Origin of the sequence: Aquamicrobium zhengzhouense (assembly GCF_016124105.1) — a bacterium.
In the GTDB taxonomy this organism is placed as follows: Bacteria; Pseudomonadota; Alphaproteobacteria; order Rhizobiales; family Rhizobiaceae; genus Aerobium; species Aerobium zhengzhouense.
This window is the reverse complement of the sequence record NZ_JADGMQ010000001.1, coordinates 174,653-190,481: the sequence shown is the minus strand read 5'-3', so window position 1 is coordinate 190,481 and position 15,829 is coordinate 174,653. Positions and strand designations below refer to the sequence as shown.

The window sequence follows — 15,829 nt, the reverse complement described above, 5'->3', positions numbered from 1 at the left end:
ATCAATCCGCCGTCACTGCCGTTGCAGGGCCCTGCGCTTCCGCGGGACGCTTCAGGAGCTTCTGAAACTCCCTGAACTGTTGCGCGAATATCTTCTCGCGTGACCAGCATTCGAGAGCGCGGCGCCGCGCCGCCGTGGCCAAACGCTGATGCAGGACCGGGTCATCAACCAGGCTCTCGATGCTGCGTGCAAGGCCGGCGGGATCACCCGGCTCGGTGATCATCCCGGTGTGAGCAAGCTCATTTGCGATGCCGGAGCCCTCGCGTGCGGTTGCGATGATGGGGCGCTGAGAAGCGAGCATGTTCCCCAGCTTGGACGGAAGCACGAGATCCTCCGCGCCCTCGATCTGCGGCAACACATGAATAGTCGCAAGGCCAAGAAGTTCGCGCAGACGCGCTTCTGGCTGCAGATCTTTGAAGCAGATGTTGGAAAGGCCCGATGCGCTCATTTCCAGTTCCGTGCGGTTCGGTCCGTTGCCGCAGATCACGAAGGCGACGTCCGGCCGATGAGCAAGCATGCGAGCTGCCTCAACGACGATCTCCAGGCCCTGCTTTCGCGCAATGCTTCCACTGTAAAGGACGACGTGGTCCGCCTTTATTCCCCACTCGGCACGATAGGGCGAAGGGCCCTCGAGCGGCTTTATCGCCTCGACGTCGACACCGTTCTGGAACAGCGTAATCGCTTCACTGCCGCGACGAGATGCGGGCAACCGCTCGCACATCTGAAGCGATATGCTGCTGACGTGATCAAAGCGCCGAAGTACGAATACCTCATACGCTCTGGCGATGCGTGAAACTGCTCCATCGGAGCGCAGAAGGCCAGTTGCGAAAGCCGCATCGACCTCAAGGTCCTGGACGTGAAGCCAGCTACGGGCACCAGTAAGTTGTGCAGCGAGACCAGCAATCGGGGCCGCCATCAACGTCGGAGCGACCGCAAAGACAAGATCGGGCCTGTACCGGAAGGACGAGAGAATGGTCGGCACCAACGCACTCGCTGCGAAGCTTGCATAGTGAAGAAGCCGACGCGCGCCCGTTGGCTTCTCCGGAACATAGAGTGGGCAGCGAACGACGCGGACGCCCTCCTCCCACGAGCTTGAGAAGCGTTGGCCATAGCCTTCGCTGATTTGCCATTGAGGATAGTATGGCTGGGCGCATACCACCGTGACATCGTGCCCATTGGCGGCCAGCCAACGTGCCATATCCGCGGTATAGCGACCCGCGCCAACCGGCTCCGGCGCATAATTGATCGCGAGTATGAGGAACCTCATGCCGGTTCCTCCACCATGTGGTCGAGATACCACCGATAGGTCTGCTGCACCCCCTCCCGGAACGAAATGCGAGGCTCCCACCCCAGCGCTTGCAGCCGTGAGCAATCCAGAAGTTTCCTCCGGGTCCCGTCGGGCTTGGAGCGGTCGTGAGTGATGTGGCCTCGAAAACCGACCACCTCACAGATCGTCTGTGCAAGCTCAAGGATCGATATTTCCTCGCCTGAGCCGACATTGAATTCGCCGCCGCCTCGGTAATGCATGAGGAGATGGATAAGTGCATCCGCACAATCATCAACGTGGAGGAACTCGCGCAAGGGCATCCCGCTACCCCAGACGACGATCTCCGTGTGACCGGATCGCTTGGCCTCATGCGCTTTCCTCATCAGCGCTGCCAGCACGTGCCCTCGCTCAAGATCAAAACGGTCACCCGGACCGTAAAGATTGGTTGGCACAGCCACGAAATAGTCGCGCCCATGTTGCGTGTGATACGCTCTGGTCAGCTGGACGCCCGCGATCTTGGCCGTGGCATAGGCCTCGTTCGTCGGTTCAAGGGGGCCTGATAAGAGAGCATCCTCCACGATCGGCTGAGCAGCGCACTTTGGATAGGAGCAGCTTGACGAGACATAGAGCAGTCTCTGAACGTCTGCCGCATGAGCCGCGCCTATGATGTTGGCGGCAATGAGAAGATTGTCCTGCAGGAAATCCGCGGGATAAGCTGCGTTGGCAGCGATACCGCCGACAGTACCAGCGGCAACTACAACCACATCAGGCCGTTGACGCTGCAGGAATGCTTCGACCTCTGCCTGCCTGCGAAAGTCCAGCTCCGCTCGCTCTGCGCTAATCAATTGCGAGCCTTCGCCAGCCATTCGACGCACCAGCGCACTTCCCAACATTCCTCGGTCGCCGGCAATCCATACTCGTTTGCCGATCGCCGAACTCATCTCAGATCTCCAACCGTACGGGTTGGTGGTTCAGCATGGCGATGTCCTCGCGAACCATTTCTCTGATGAGTTCCTGAAGACAGATACGGTGTGACCATCCCAGTTGTTGCCGAGCCTTGCTCGCATCTCCAACGACGATGTCGACTTCGGTGGGACGGAAGTAGCCGGGATCAATATCAATCCGGCAAGCACCGGAAGATCTGTCAAAGGCCTTCTCCTCGACACCCTCGCCGTCCCACTCAAGATCTATTCCTGCCTCAGCAAAAGCGAGCGTCGCAAAGTCTCGCACGCTCGCCGCGACGCCAGTGGCCAATACATAGTCTCCAGGCTCATCTTGCTGCAGCATCTGCCACATGCCGTGAACATAATCGCGCGCGTGACCCCAGTCGCGCTGCGCATTCAGATTGCCAAGGCGAAGGCGATCTTGCTGCCTCAGGCTGATCGCTGCAGCCGCTCGGGTGATCTTGCGGGAAACAAAGGTTTCTTCACGCAGAGGACTTTCATGGTTGAACAGGATCCCGTTTGAGGCGTGCAGTCCGTAAGCTTCACGGTAGTTCACCACGGTCCAGTAGGCGTAGAGCTTCGCGGCGGCGTAGGGCGACCTCGGCCGGAATGGTGTCGTCTCGCGCTGCGGTATCTCAGCGGCATCGCCATAGAGCTCGGACGTCGACGCCTGATAGAAGCGGCACGTCTTCTCCAACCCCAGGATGCGGATGGCCTCCAGCATTCTCAGCGTCCCCAATGCATCCGCATTCGCGGTGTATTCGGGGGTCGCAAACGAGACGTGGACATGGCTTTGCGCTGCGAGGTTGTAAATCTCGACAGGCTGACAGGTCTGGATGACCCGGATGAGGTTGGTGGCGTCGGTCATATCGCCGTAGTGAAGGGCGAAACGACCGTCTTTCCCAAACTCGTCCAAAATCCCGTCTACACGACTGGTGTTGGGTGTTGACGCGCGTCGCCGCAGCCCGTGAACGATGTACCCCTTGTCGAGCAGAAGCCGCGCGAGAAACGCGCCATCCTGCCCTGTTACTCCGGTAATTAACGCAGTCTTGGTCACGAACTCCCCCGTCCGTAGGTTCCTCGATCATGCGTATGCTGTCAGTTCACGTGCGCCTGTACTCCCGGTACCAATCGACGAAGCTGCGCACCGTCTCTTCAATTGATGTTGTGGGGACGAAACCCGTCAGCGCGCGAAGCAGCGCCGCGTCCGCATAGGTCTCGACCACATCCCCTTTTTGCATGGGCAGCATGATCCGCTGCGCCGTCTTTCCAAGGTGACGCTCGATCGTGTCCACGAATTCAAGCAATGGGACCGGCTCGCCGCCGCCGATATTCACGGTTCGCCAAGGCGCTACAGGAGACAGCGAATCCTTGCCGCCCTCAACCTTCACCGGCATGCCCTCCTCAGGCGGGGAATCTGTCAGGCGAACGATCGCCTCGATCAGATCGCCGACATAGCTCGCATCGCGGCGCATCTGGCCCATGCCGTAAATCTCCAGCGGCTCTCCACGTTCGATGAGGTCAACGAATTTGTAGAGCGCCATGTCCGGGCGGCCCCACGTACCGTAGACGGTGAAGAAGCGGAAGCATGTCGTCGGGATCTTCCAGAGATGGGCATGGGAGTGGCTCAACGCCTCGCATGCCTTTTTGGTCGCGGCGTAAAGAGAAACGGGAAAATCTGTGCGCTCATCTTCTGAAAACGGCACTTCCTCATTTCCCCCATAAACCGAAGAAGTCGAGGCAATCAGGAGGTGCCTTGGTCGCCACGAGCGTACCGCTTCCAAAAGATTTTGGGTCCCAATTATATTCGCCGAAATGTAGCTTTCCGGATGATCGAGCCCGTAACGAACGCCCGCCTGCGCCGCCAGATGGACAACCACATCGGCTTGAAACCTGGCGAATGCGTCATCGAGAGCAGGCTTGTCTTCAAGCATGGCCTCGACAAACTGGTAGTTTGGCTTAGCAAGCAGGATCTCATTGCGTGATCGCTTCAGGGTGACATCATAATAAGGTGTCATCCCGTCATAGCCGAGCACCTCATGCCCCTGATCAAGAAGGCGACAGGCCAGATGAAACCCGATAAAGCCGGCCGATCCTGTAACGAGAAACTTCATTCAGCGGCTTCCTGAGTTTCAATTTCGGACAGCTCTGCCCGGCGACCGACGCTGGTGTATTCGATCCCGGCGCGCGCGACTTCATCAGTTCGGTAGATGTTGCGCAAATCGACCAAGCGGGGGGTCTTCATAAGGGAAGCTACCCGCGACAGATCGAGCGAGCGAAACTGGTTCCATTCGGTCACGAGGACGAGACAGTCTGCGCCCTCTGCGACGTCATAGGCGTCTGCGCCAAATTCGATCCCTTCGATCAAGGCTCGCGCGGCATCCATGCCTTCAGGATCGTAGGCCCGTACCCGCGCGCCATGATCCAGCAAGGTCTGGATAATCGCGAGAGAGGGCGCATCGCGCATGTCATCGGTGTTCGGCTTGAAAGTGAGACCGAGCAACCCGATCGTCTTGTCGCGCACGCTGCCACCGCAGGCCGCGATCACCTTGCGTCCCATCGCGCGCTTGCGGTTGTCATTCACTGACACCGTGGCTTCCACGAGGCGAAGCGGAACGTCGTAATCCTGGCCGGTCTTCAGTAGTGCCAGCGTGTCCTTCGGAAAGCAGCTTCCGCCATAGCCAGGCCCGGCATGCAGGAATTTTGAGCCGATGCGGTTATCAAGGCCGATCCCTCGCGCAACTGCCTGAACGTCGCCCCCGACTTTTTCGCACAAATCCGCGATCTCGTTGATGAACGTGATTTTCATCGCAAGAAAGGCGTTGGCGGAATATTTGATCAGTTCCGCCGTCCGGCGACCGGTAAACATCAGCGGTCCCTGGTTGAGATAGAGCGGGCGATAAACGCTCTCCATGACCGGTCTGGCACGCTCATCCTCGAGACCGACAACGATGCGATCAGGGCGCTTGAAATCCTCAATAGCCGCGCCCTCGCGCAGAAATTCAGGATTCGAAACCACAGCAAAATCTGCGGCTGGGTTTACCTTTCGGATGATACGCTCGACTTCATCGCCTGTCCCGACGGGCACGGTGGATTTGGTCACAACCACCGTAAAGTCCTTCATCGCGCGTCCGATCATCTCGGACGCGCTTGCGACATAGGCAAGGTCGGCGTGGCCGTCGCCGCGGCGCGACGGAGTTCCGACAGCGATGAATATCACCTCCGCATCGGCCACCGCCGCATTAACGTCCGTAGAAAATGTGAGCCGGCCGGCCGCTGAATTATCCGCGACCAGTGCATCCAGCCCAGGTTCGTAAATCGGAATTTCACCGCGCTTGAGGCGCTCGATCTTCTTCTCATCCAGATCAACGCAGGTGACGAAATGGCCGAAATCGGCAAAGCAGGCTCCGCTCACCAGCCCAACGTAACCCGATCCCAATATTGAGATGCGCATCAGCTAATTCTCCCGGGGATTATATTGCTGGCCTCGGTGCCCCCCCGCACCGCGCCTCACCACTGCCAATCGCCATCGCCAACATCGACGATATCTCTTTTGCCCTTCATCCGCTCAAGACCGTCCGAGTTCGGCAGGAGTCGAACGGAGCATTGAAGACCGAGGCGATATTTACAGTAGATATATGGAGGTTTTTTAGAGGTCAGGCGGAATTCGAAATCACCGTTAACGAGCTGGCACATTAGCCACTTGGCCGAACTGCAGCGCTGCCCCTCATTCGGTCGTGGCCGCCGCTGATGGCGACCAATCACCAAAGTGCTTGCCAACGCGCCGTTCATGGCAGCCTGGCCGCCGTCACTGAAGAAGGCTTCACCATAAACCCGCCCAGTGCAGTGCGCAGCAGGATCCACAGGTCCAAGGTAAGCGCAAAGTTCTGGATGTAGGCCAGATCGTGATCAATTCTGCGCCTTGCCAATGCAGCGTTACGCGTCGGGCCACGAAACCCGTTAATTTGAGCCCATCCCGTCATCCCCGGACGCAGATAACGGGTGCGCAGATAGTAATACGCAACAAGCTGATGGTACAGACCATTACCCGCGCGCATGTTAGGGACGTGGGGTCGCGGGCCGACAAGCGACATGTCCCCCTTCACCACGTTGAACAGCTGCGGCAGCTCATCGATGCTGGTACGTCGCAGAACTGCGCCTAACCACGTGACCCTACGGTCCCTATCCGCCTCTTGAGAAATGCCCGAATGGTCGCACGCACCGAGATGCCAGGTCCTGAATTTGAGGAGCTGAAAAGGTCTTCCACCGAGCCCTTCTCGATCCTGACGAAACAAGACCTCTTTTCCATCGCAGAGGCGTATTGCTGCGGCGATCACCAGCAAAAATGGCGCAAACACCAGCAACGCGAGCAGCGCCAGCACCACGTCAAATACCCGCTTGATGCCGAGCCTCACTCGGAAAGCCCAATCCAATTCGGGTGGCACCGGGCAACCCGCGATTGCACGCAAAGGGAGACCGGACTGGAAGGTTAACTCTGCGCGCGTCGCAGACTTGCTGTCCGAAACGCTGTTAAGCCCCAACAGCTGTGCCCTACTCGCAGCTACAACACGCATGACGCCCCCGCCCACCAACGATGCCTCCACCGCCGGACCCAAAACGCAAATACGAAATGTCGTTAATCTTCTGCTAAATTAACATAGATTAATTTAAACGCTAGTATTTTCTGCAACCGACTACAACTCGCCCGACAAATACAAGACGGGACTCATCATTACTGGCAAAACTGAGCATCCAGGAGGCAGCCGAGCATGTTTCATCTTTGCATATTTCTGGACGTAACAACGTACGGCAAAGACAGCATAGCGTGACACAGAAAGGCCGCCAGATGCGGAGCACGGCGACCTTTTTCTGCGTTGATGTGGCGGGTAGTCAGGCAGATGCGAGATGCGGCTCCTGGATCGTTTTCGTCAAATGCTCCCCGAAATTGGAGAAGAACTGCGCCGCCAGCTTCCTGGCGGTGGAGTCGATGAGGCGGCTGCCAAGCTGGGCGATCTTGCCACCCACTTCAGCGCTCACGACGTAGGTAAGCAAGGTTACTTCCGGCTCTTCCTCGGTGAGCGAGACGTTCGCCTGTCCCTTTGCAAAGCCTGCTATTCCACCCTTGCCCTCGCCGGAGATGACGTAAGAGTTGGGTGGATTGAGTTCACTCAATTCGACCATGCCGTCAAAACCGGCCTTGATCGGCCCAATTCGGAGCACTACTCGCGCCGTCATCTGCGTGTCGGATGTCTTGTCGAGACTTTCGCAGCCTGGAATGCAAGCGCGCAGCACTTGCGGATCATTGAGCGCGCGCCATACCGCCTCGATCGGCGCGTTGATGCGTTCCTCGCCGTTCATATCCATGAAGATGCCCTCTCTGCTTTTTATGATTGTGCCGCGTGACGCTGGCCCACGCGACGGAGTTGAGTGATTTCCGCCAGGATCGACATGGCGATTTCTTCAGGTGTAATCGCGCCGAGATCGAGCCCGGCAGGTGCCTTGAGCGTATCGAGAAGCACATCTTCGTACCCTGCTTCAGCGAGGTCCTGGCGTAGCGATGCCATCTTGCGCCCACTGCCGACGAAGCCGCGATACTCCGCCTGCACGGCAAGCGCAGCCTTCACGGCGGCTTCATCACCCCGTCCCTGCGTCGAAATGACGATGAAACGACGCTGGACATCATCTGAAACACTGAAGCCGTCATTGAACTTGTCGACGTACGGCATCTCCGGGATTTCTGAAGCAGGTGCAGCCAAGGTGATATGGTACCCAAGCAGTCGCGCCTGCTCGATCAGTGCCAAAGCAACCGGGCTGGAACCGAAAATGACAAGGCTCGGTCGCGGCAGCACCGGCTCGATAAAGATGTCCATCGTGCCTTTTGACGGGCACATGTTCTTGGCAAAGCGAACACCTTCCCGATCATCGCCGGGACGGAGCCCCTGTTCTGCGAGCAATTCATGCGGCTGGATCGAGATCAGCCGCGAGCGGCCATCGACCAGCGCCTCTCTGGCTGCCTTCAGCGCTGCTCCGCGCGCACAGCCCCCGCCGATCCATCCGGCTTCTATCCGACCGTCGGGACTGATGATCGCCTTTGCGCCCGCTTTTGCGGCCGTCACGGATAATGTACGAACCACAGTCGCAAGTACGAAAGGCTTCTCGGCGTCCCTCAGCTGGGCAACGAGATCGAGAACGTCGACATGAGCCGTCATCTGCACCTCCACTACAGCCGTGCAAGGTACGGTTCGAGATCCGCCAGGCTTTTCAGCGTATTGGCCGGCGCAAACAGATCTACGTGAGGAAGCGCCGCCTTGATTCCCGCAGCATCCGGCGAATAGCCGTCCCATCCCAGCATCGGATTGAGCCAAACGATGCGTTTGCATCGTCTGGCGAGTTGCGTCATCTCGCGCCCCAGCAACTGCGCATCACCGGTCTCATAGCCGTCGGAAACGATCATCACGCAGGTGCGCGAGTGGATCACGCGGGAGGCGTGCCAGCGATTGAAGGTCGCCAGGCTCTCGCCAATCCTGGTGCCGCCACCGGCGCCCTGAGCCATCAGCGATAACCGGTCGAGTGCGCGGGCGGGATCTCGCTCCTTCATCGCATCCGACACATGGGCCAGTTGGGTATGAAACAGGAATGCTTCAGCCTCGCGGAACTCGTCGAGAACGCCATGAATGAAGCGCAGGAACGTGCCGGTGTACATGCTCATTGATCCGGAGACGTCGAGCAGGATCACCAGTCGCAGTGGCTTATGCTTGCGCTGCCGTTTCACCAGGCTGATCGGGACACCCCCATGAGAGATGTTGCGATGAATGGTGCGCCGAAGATCAAGGCGATAGCCGCGTCGGCGGGCGAGATCACGCCGTGTTAAGCGCGTGCGCATCGCTTGCGCCAGTCGCGCAGCAACGTCGTGAGCTTCCGCAATTTCCGCGGGATCGTTCAGCTTGCGAAAGTCCGTCGACGCAAGAACGTCAGCACGTGACGCGCCTTCGGCGCGCCCTTCTCCGGTGCGCTCATGCGTGCCATCCTCATCGAGCGATCCACTCGCCTGATCAGGTACTGCTCCTTCGGCGGACATATCGGATCGCTCGATGGCCGGTTTGACCAGCGAGTTGGCCGAGCCAGACGAGGTGCCGGCCGTCACGATCTTCGACCGCGCGCGTTTTCCCTGCCAGTAGGCACCAAATATGCCATCAAAGCGGTCCCACTCTTCCTTACGAGACGAGAGGAGATGCTTGAGAGCCTGCCGCAGAAGATCCGGGCTCCTCGCGTAGCCAGAGGCGATCAACCTGGCAGCGTCCTCGCCCTCGCGCAGGCCGACTGTAAAAGCGGCATCGCGCAATGTACGGATAAAGCCTGAGAGCTTCTGCGTAATCAGCTTGCCGACTTCGTCCAGTTCCTCGGGGCTTGGGGGCGTGCCGCAGCAGCTCATGCGACCTTCCCCAGCAAACGGTTAGTCACCTCGCGCGTCATGCGAGCGCTGTCTTCACGCGTCTTGAGAAGACACATCAGCGTGTCATGCACGACCTCTGGCGGCTCATGCAGATCGCTGACGCCAAGACCAACGAGCGCGGCCGCCCAATCAAGCGTCTCCGCCACCCCCGGCACCTTACGCAGGTCCTCCTTGCGGATTTTCTGCACCATCTGCGCAATCTGAGATGAAAGAGCTGAACTCACCTGCGGAAGGTGAGAGACGATGATCGCTGCTTCACGGTCGAGGTCTGGATAATCGACATAGTGATATAGGCATCGACGCCGTAGCGCGTCGGACAGTTCCCGCGTTCCGTTGGACGTCAGCACCACATGCGGAATGGTCGTTGCGGTGATTGTCCCAAGTTCGGGGATCGAGACCTGCCAGTCAGCCAGAAGTTCGAGCAGGAAAGCTTCGAACTCTTCGTCGGCTCGGTCCACTTCATCGATCAGCAGAACTGGCGCCCGCTTGCGACGGATTGCGGCCAGCAAAGGACGTTCGAGCAGGTATTTTTCCGAAAATACCTGCTCCTCCACGCTGTCGGGCTCACGCCCCCTGTGCGCCTCGATAGCAAGGAGTTGGCGCTGGTAGTTCCACTCATAGAGTGCGGAAGACTGATCCAGCCCCTCATAGCACTGCAGACGGATCACGTCGGTTTCGTGAACGGCTGCAAGAGCCCGGGCCACCTCGGTCTTGCCGACCCCTGCTTCGCCCTCCAGAAGCAGCGGTCGTTTCAGCAACTGCATGATGGCAATTGCGGTCGCCAGTTCGTCGTCGGCAATATAGCCGCCAACGGCAAGACGCGAGGTGATCTCGGCGGGAGTGAATGTCATCGAGTTTACCCGACCACTCCCAGTTCTTTCGCCACCTTCCAGTTGCGCCAATAGTCGTGCGGCATCTGGATGTGCGTTGTCCCGAGGAACGAGAATGCGTCGTTGACGGCGTTGGAGAATGCCGGCACGCCTCCAACGTTCGGGCTTTCACCGACACCCTTGGCACCGATTGGATGGTGTGGTGACGGGGTAACCGTAAAGTCGGTTTCCCAAACCGGCGTTTCGACGGCGGTTGGCATGAAGAAGTCCATCAACGAGCCGGTCGTGACGTTGCCGTTTTCGTCGTAGTGGATCTCCTGTCCCATCGCGATGGCGAAAGCCTCCGTCAGGCCACCATGGACTTGCCCGTCGATGATCATCGGGTTGATACGCGTGCCGCAATCGTCCAGCGCATAGAAGCGCTTGACCTTGTAGACACCCGTATCAACGTCGATGTCCATAACGCAGAGATAGGCCCCGAACGGGTAAGTCATGTTCGGCGGGTCGTAGTAGCTCACCGCTTCAAGGCCGGGCTCCATTCCTGGCGGCGGAGAGTTGTAGGCGATCCAGCAAATGTCCTTCATCCCAAGGTATTTCTCGGGAAGCCCTTTGACGCGGAACCCGTCAATGTCCCACTCGAGATCGTCTTCGTGTACCTCGAGCTTGTAGGCAGCGATCATCTGCGCCTTGGCGCGAATTTTTCGCGCGGCCATGGCGATGGCAGCACCCGCCACGGGGGTCGAGCGCGAGCCGTATGTGCCAAGTCCATAGGGTGCCGTATCGGTATTGCCTTCCTCGATCATGATGTCGTCGGAAGGGATGCCGATCTCGGTTGCGATGATCTGCGCCCAGGTCGTCTCGTGCCCCTGTCCCTGGCTCTTGCTGCCAACGCGCGCAATGCCGGCTCCCGTCGGATGAAGACGGATTTCGCAACTGTCAAACATGGCGATGCCAAGAATGTCGCAGTTCTTTGACGGACCTGCGCCGACGATTTCGGTGAAGAACGAGATGCCGATCCCCATAACTTCACGCGTCTCGCCGCGCTTGAAGGCCTCGCGCTTTTCCGCCTGTTCACGGCGAAGGCCGGCATAGTCGACCTTCTCCATCATCTGGCGCATGGCAGTGTGATAATCGCCGGAATCGTATTCCCACCCGAGCGCCGAGTTGTAGGGGAACTGCTCTGCCTTGACGAAGTTCTTCAGGCGGAGCTCGGCCGGATCCATGCCCAGCTTCTGCGCGAGGATGTCCATTCCTCGTTCGATGCAATAGGCAGCTTCCGTCACGCGGAACGAGCAGCGATAAGCCACGCCCCCCGGTGCCTTGTTTGTGTAAACGCCATCAACTGACAGATGAGCGACCGGAAAGTCGTACGAGCCCGTGACAATGTTAAAGAAGCCTGCTGGCCACTTTGAAGGATCGGCGCAGGCATCAAAGGCGCCGTGGTCAGCAAGCACGTGCACACGAAGGCCGGTGACCTTGCCGTCATTGGTCGCGGCGATCTCGGTCGTCATGTGGTAGTCGCGCGCAAACGAGGTAGCCGTCAGGTTCTCGATGCGATCCTCCACCCACTTGACGGGCTTGCCGGTGACGATCGACGCTACCGCCGCGCAGATGTAGCCGGGATAGGCGCCAACCTTGTTGCCAAAACCTCCGCCGATATCCGGCGCGATGACGTGGATCTTGTGCTCGGGGATCTTGGCTATCAGCGCCACAACCGTGCGGATGACGTGCGGTGCCTGGAAAGTGCCGTAGATCGTCAGTTCCCCCCGGATCTTGTCAAACGAGCAGACACATTGACATGTCTCGAGCGGCGACGGATGGGTCCGGTGGTAGGAGATCATTTCCTTGATCGTCACATCGGCCTTGCGGAAAGCCGCATCGGTCAGATCGCGATCGCCGACGGTCCATTCGAAGATGTGGTTATGATGCCGGCGAGGACCGTGTGCACCTTCAGTCTTTCCAGCGAGATCCTCTCGCAGCACCGGCGCGTCATCGTTCATTGATGTGAACGGGTCAACCAGCGCTGGAAGCGGCTCATACTCCACCTCGACGGCGTTAATGCCGTCGTCGGCCGCATAGCGGTCTGTCGCGACAACAAACGCAACTTCTTGGTTCTGGAAAAGCACCTTGCCGTCGGCGAGCACCATCTGCACGTCACCGGCAAGCGTCGGCATCCAGGCAAGGTTCACAGTTTTCAACGTCTCGGCCGTGAGAACGGCGAGTACACCCGGCACCTGCAGCGCCTTCTCGGTGTTGATCGAAACGATACGCGCATGCGGATGGGGCGAGCGTACGAAGTCGCCATGCAGCATGCCCGGCAGCTTCACATCATCAACATACTGGCCCTTGCCCTGCGTGAAGCGCACGTCCTCAACGCGCTTCCTCTTGCAACCCATGCCTTCCAGTCTGGCTTCGCGCTGTTCGCGCGTCGGGGTCATGTCGTTCATTCCGCCGCCTCCTGGTATTCTGTTCCGTTAATCTTGGCGGCCGCGTACTGGATCGCCTTGACGATGTTCTGATAGCCGGTGCAACGGCAAAGATTGCCGGCGATACCGAAGCGGATTTCTTCTTCACTCGGGTTCGGATTCTCCTGCAGCAGGCGATGCGCACGCGTAATCATTCCCGGCGTACAGAATCCGCACTGAAGGCCATGCATCATGCGGAAACCTTCCTGCAGTGCCGACAGGGTTCCGTCGGCGTTGGCAATGCCCTCGATTGTGATGATCTCTGAACCATCCGCCTGTACGGCGAAAACCGTGCAGCTCTTTACGGAGCGGCCATCGAGATCGACGGTGCATGCACCACAATGCGTCGTTTCACAGCCGATATGCGTGCCAGTGAGCTGCAGGTTCTCGCGGATAAAATGGACAAGCAGCGTGCGCGGCTCGACGAGGCCTTCGACCTCTACGCCGTTCACTTTCATGCTGACCTGGGTCTTTTTTGCCTGGGTTGCCATCTGGTTCCTCCTCAGGCAGCGCGGGCTGCGGCGCGCTTCAGCGCCCGTTGCACCATGATGCCGCCAACATGCTTGCGATATTCAACGGGTCCGCGACCATCGGCGGCTGGCGACATGATGGCGATCGCCGCATCAGCCGCGCGCTTGAGCGCTGCATCATCAAGCGACGTACCAACGACAGCCTCTCCAGCCTCCTGAGCCCAGAGCGGCGTGTCCGCGAGGTTTGTCAGCCCGATGGAGCACGACGTCACAATGCCTCCCTCCATGGTCATCACGACGCCAGCAGCAGCCGTGGCATAGTCGCCAACCTTCCGCTTGAGCTTTTCGTAGGCGTAGCCGTGACCTGAAGCTGGTCCCGGGATCGAAATCGCCGTGAGAATCTCGCCGGGTTCAAGCGCGGTAAAGTAGGCACCCTGATAGAAGTCGCGCGCCGCGACTGTGCGCTGGCCATCCGGTCCTTCAATAAGAAAATCCGCGTTTAACAGCTGCATCAACGCTGGCATGTCGTTTCCGGGATCGCCGTTAGCGACATTGCCGCCGAGCGTGCCGCAATAGCGGATCTGCGGATCGGCGATCAGCAGCGACGTCTCTTTCAGGATCGGCAGGATCGATGCAATTACATCTGACCCCAGCAATTCATGCTGCGTGGTCATCGCGCGAACGACGACACGATCGCCCTCACGAACGACGCCCTTCAGAGCGGTGATGCCGTGGAGATCAATCAGGTGTTCTGGTGATGCGAGCCGCAGTTTCATCATCGGGATGAGACTGTGTCCGCCAGCCAATGGCCGCGCCTCGTCGCCAAGTTCAGCCAGTAGTTTCAGCGCATCGGCAACGCTGCCGGGGCGATGATAGGTAAATGGTCCTGGGATCATGTTTCCTCCTCCACCCACATGCCGACGTTATGGCCGACCGGTCATGCAGGCTTTGAGAGAGGCTGTTCCCAGCACCAAAAGGAGGCAAGGCCAAGGGATGACCGCCCTTCACTAAGATCAGGGTTTCGCACGAAATGCGGCCAGCGGAGCACGAATTGCGTCAGTCATTCTGACGCAATTCACTCACGCGTTACGCCGCAATCCCAGGCGCGCGCGTACTTCAGCAACCTTGGAGCGGCTCACCGGAACAAGGTGGGCCACCGATCCCTTAAGCTCAACGACCGCACCGTCGCCCTCACGACGGATCAACGTCACATGGGGGATGGCGATGATGTGACTGCGGTGAACCCGCATGAAAATCTCTGGGTCAAGTTGTGCCTCGGCATAGGAAATTGCCCAAGGCGACATGCGTTCGCGAGTGCCGTCGTGGACTCGGGTGTAATGCGCGTCCGCCCGAATGCTGCGTACCTCGCTTGCATCGAGCAGGAGCGTGCCCTCCGCAGCTTCGACCGGAACTTTGGTCACCCCGGCTGACCGCGCTTGGATCGCCTCGCGGGACGAGATCCCCTCCCCAACCGAATCGTCCGTTGACGCCGCAAGTTCACCCAGATCCCCTGCGTTACCGCTTGTTGTGATTGATCGTGGCCGTGGCTCCGGGACAAGAAAAAGCAGAAATCCCGCGGCGATGATAAAACACAGGAAGGCGACAACCAGCGTCAAAACCTGCGGTGACGCGACCAGTCCGTCGGCCGCAGTCATGTGATGCGCCCCTGCTCCGGGTACAAACCGCATTCCCATCATACCGGTGTAATGCATGCCAGAAACAGCTATCCCGAAGACTATCGCGCTCAGGGCGAGCTGGCGGCCCACCTGCCTTGTCAGAAAGACACGCAATCCGCCATATGCCGTGCCCACTGCAATCAGCACAGCCGCAAGCATCAGTGCCCGTTCGTGTTCGATGTGAAAATTTCCGGCAAGGCCGTGGATGCCTACATAATGCATCGACACGATCCCCGCCCCCATCAAGAGAGCAGACGCCGCCACGCGAAAGGTTGACGGTTCTCCTACCGAGACGAAAAACAGCGATACGCCAACTACGAGCGCGCACAGCAGAAACGAAATGATCGTTGGAAGGATGAGATAGGAGGCATCCGGCGGCAGCGGCGCAGCCAGCATGCCAACAAAATGCATGGTCCAGATTCCGACCGCGAGGAAAAAGGCGGCGCCCGCAAGCAGAATCCGGCGACTAGCGCCCGGCGTGCCGCGCACGCGTGTCGCCAAGCCGAAACCCGTGTAGCCGCCCATGATCGCGATAACGATAGAAAGCGCGACCAGATACGGATCATGTCCTGAGAACATCCCGCTCAACGCCGTAGCATTCTCCCGACGCTACGGCTCCTCCCGGGCTCACCTTTACATCCGCCAGTCCCGAATTCAACGTCAAGAACCAACGCGCTTCGAGACCCGCAACATGTCGACGCTTCTAGCACTGGAAAGGAACGGA

General features: G+C 59.0%; 14 protein-coding genes. All 14 read right to left on the bottom strand.

Annotation, left to right across the window (positions count from 1 at the left end; all coding sequences use genetic code 11):
• Nucleotide 1: 1 nt before the first annotated feature.
• The 14 genes from IOD40_RS00845 to IOD40_RS00780 all read right to left on the bottom strand — a co-directional run bounded on the left by IOD40_RS00845 (nt 2) and on the right by IOD40_RS00780 (nt 15,684).
• Entirely contained in the window at nt 2-1,267 is a 1,266-nt protein-coding gene (locus IOD40_RS00845; protein WP_198473336.1) for a WcaI family glycosyltransferase, read from the bottom strand.
• Nucleotides 1,264-2,208, bottom strand: coding sequence for a GDP-L-fucose synthase family protein (locus IOD40_RS00840; RefSeq protein WP_198473334.1), 945 nt, complete (start codon nt 2,206-2,208; stop codon nt 1,264-1,266). The genes IOD40_RS00845 and IOD40_RS00840 overlap by 4 nt, the downstream gene beginning before the upstream one ends.
• A gap of 1 nt (nt 2,209) precedes the next feature.
• Entirely contained in the window at nt 2,210-3,268 is a 1,059-nt protein-coding gene (gmd, locus tag IOD40_RS00835) for a GDP-mannose 4,6-dehydratase (RefSeq protein ID WP_198473331.1), read from the bottom strand.
• Between the two features lie 46 nt (nt 3,269-3,314).
• Nucleotides 3,315-4,325: an NAD-dependent epimerase/dehydratase family protein gene (locus IOD40_RS00830; RefSeq protein ID WP_198473330.1), complete on the bottom strand. Its 1,011-nt coding sequence runs from the start codon at nt 4,323-4,325 to the stop codon at nt 3,315-3,317.
• Nucleotides 4,322-5,665 carry a UDP-glucose dehydrogenase family protein gene (locus IOD40_RS00825; RefSeq protein ID WP_198473327.1) on the bottom strand — a complete coding sequence of 448 codons (1,344 nt, stop codon included), beginning with the start codon at nt 5,663-5,665 and terminating at the stop codon, nt 4,322-4,324. The genes IOD40_RS00830 and IOD40_RS00825 overlap by 4 nt, the downstream gene beginning before the upstream one ends.
• 334 nt (nt 5,666-5,999) lie before the next feature.
• Nucleotides 6,000-6,626 (bottom strand): sugar transferase, encoded by a 627-nt coding sequence (locus tag IOD40_RS00820; RefSeq protein WP_325099634.1) that lies wholly within the window; start codon nt 6,624-6,626, stop codon nt 6,000-6,002.
• A gap of 475 nt (nt 6,627-7,101) precedes the next feature.
• Nucleotides 7,102-7,575 carry an SRPBCC family protein gene (locus IOD40_RS00815; protein WP_210336754.1) on the bottom strand — a complete coding sequence of 158 codons (474 nt, stop codon included), beginning with the start codon at nt 7,573-7,575 and terminating at the stop codon, nt 7,102-7,104.
• Nucleotides 7,576-7,595: 20 nt separating this feature from the next.
• Nucleotides 7,596-8,420 (bottom strand): XdhC family protein, encoded by an 825-nt coding sequence (locus IOD40_RS00810; protein ID WP_198473323.1) that lies wholly within the window; start codon nt 8,418-8,420, stop codon nt 7,596-7,598.
• A gap of 11 nt (nt 8,421-8,431) precedes the next feature.
• Nucleotides 8,432-9,643 (bottom strand): vWA domain-containing protein, encoded by a 1,212-nt coding sequence (locus IOD40_RS00805; protein ID WP_198473321.1) that lies wholly within the window; start codon nt 9,641-9,643, stop codon nt 8,432-8,434.
• Nucleotides 9,640-10,515 (bottom strand): AAA family ATPase, encoded by an 876-nt coding sequence (locus IOD40_RS00800; RefSeq protein WP_198473319.1) that lies wholly within the window; start codon nt 10,513-10,515, stop codon nt 9,640-9,642. The genes IOD40_RS00805 and IOD40_RS00800 overlap by 4 nt, the downstream gene beginning before the upstream one ends.
• A 5-nt stretch (nt 10,516-10,520) precedes the next feature.
• The gene (locus IOD40_RS00795; RefSeq protein WP_198473318.1) at nt 10,521-12,941 is read right to left on the bottom strand and encodes an aerobic carbon-monoxide dehydrogenase large subunit; all 2,421 of its coding nucleotides are present in this window, start codon (nt 12,939-12,941) and stop codon (nt 10,521-10,523) included.
• Nucleotides 12,938-13,450: a (2Fe-2S)-binding protein gene (locus IOD40_RS00790; protein ID WP_198473316.1), complete on the bottom strand. Its 513-nt coding sequence runs from the start codon at nt 13,448-13,450 to the stop codon at nt 12,938-12,940. Before IOD40_RS00790 ends, IOD40_RS00795 begins: the two co-directional genes overlap by 4 nt.
• Before the next feature lie 11 nt (nt 13,451-13,461).
• The gene (locus IOD40_RS00785; RefSeq protein WP_198473314.1) at nt 13,462-14,325 is read right to left on the bottom strand and encodes an FAD binding domain-containing protein; all 864 of its coding nucleotides are present in this window, start codon (nt 14,323-14,325) and stop codon (nt 13,462-13,464) included.
• 183 nt (nt 14,326-14,508) lie between these two features.
• Nucleotides 14,509-15,684, bottom strand: coding sequence for an MHYT domain-containing protein (locus tag IOD40_RS00780; RefSeq protein ID WP_198473312.1), 1,176 nt, complete (start codon nt 15,682-15,684; stop codon nt 14,509-14,511).
• Between the last annotated feature and the right edge of the window lie 145 nt (nt 15,685-15,829).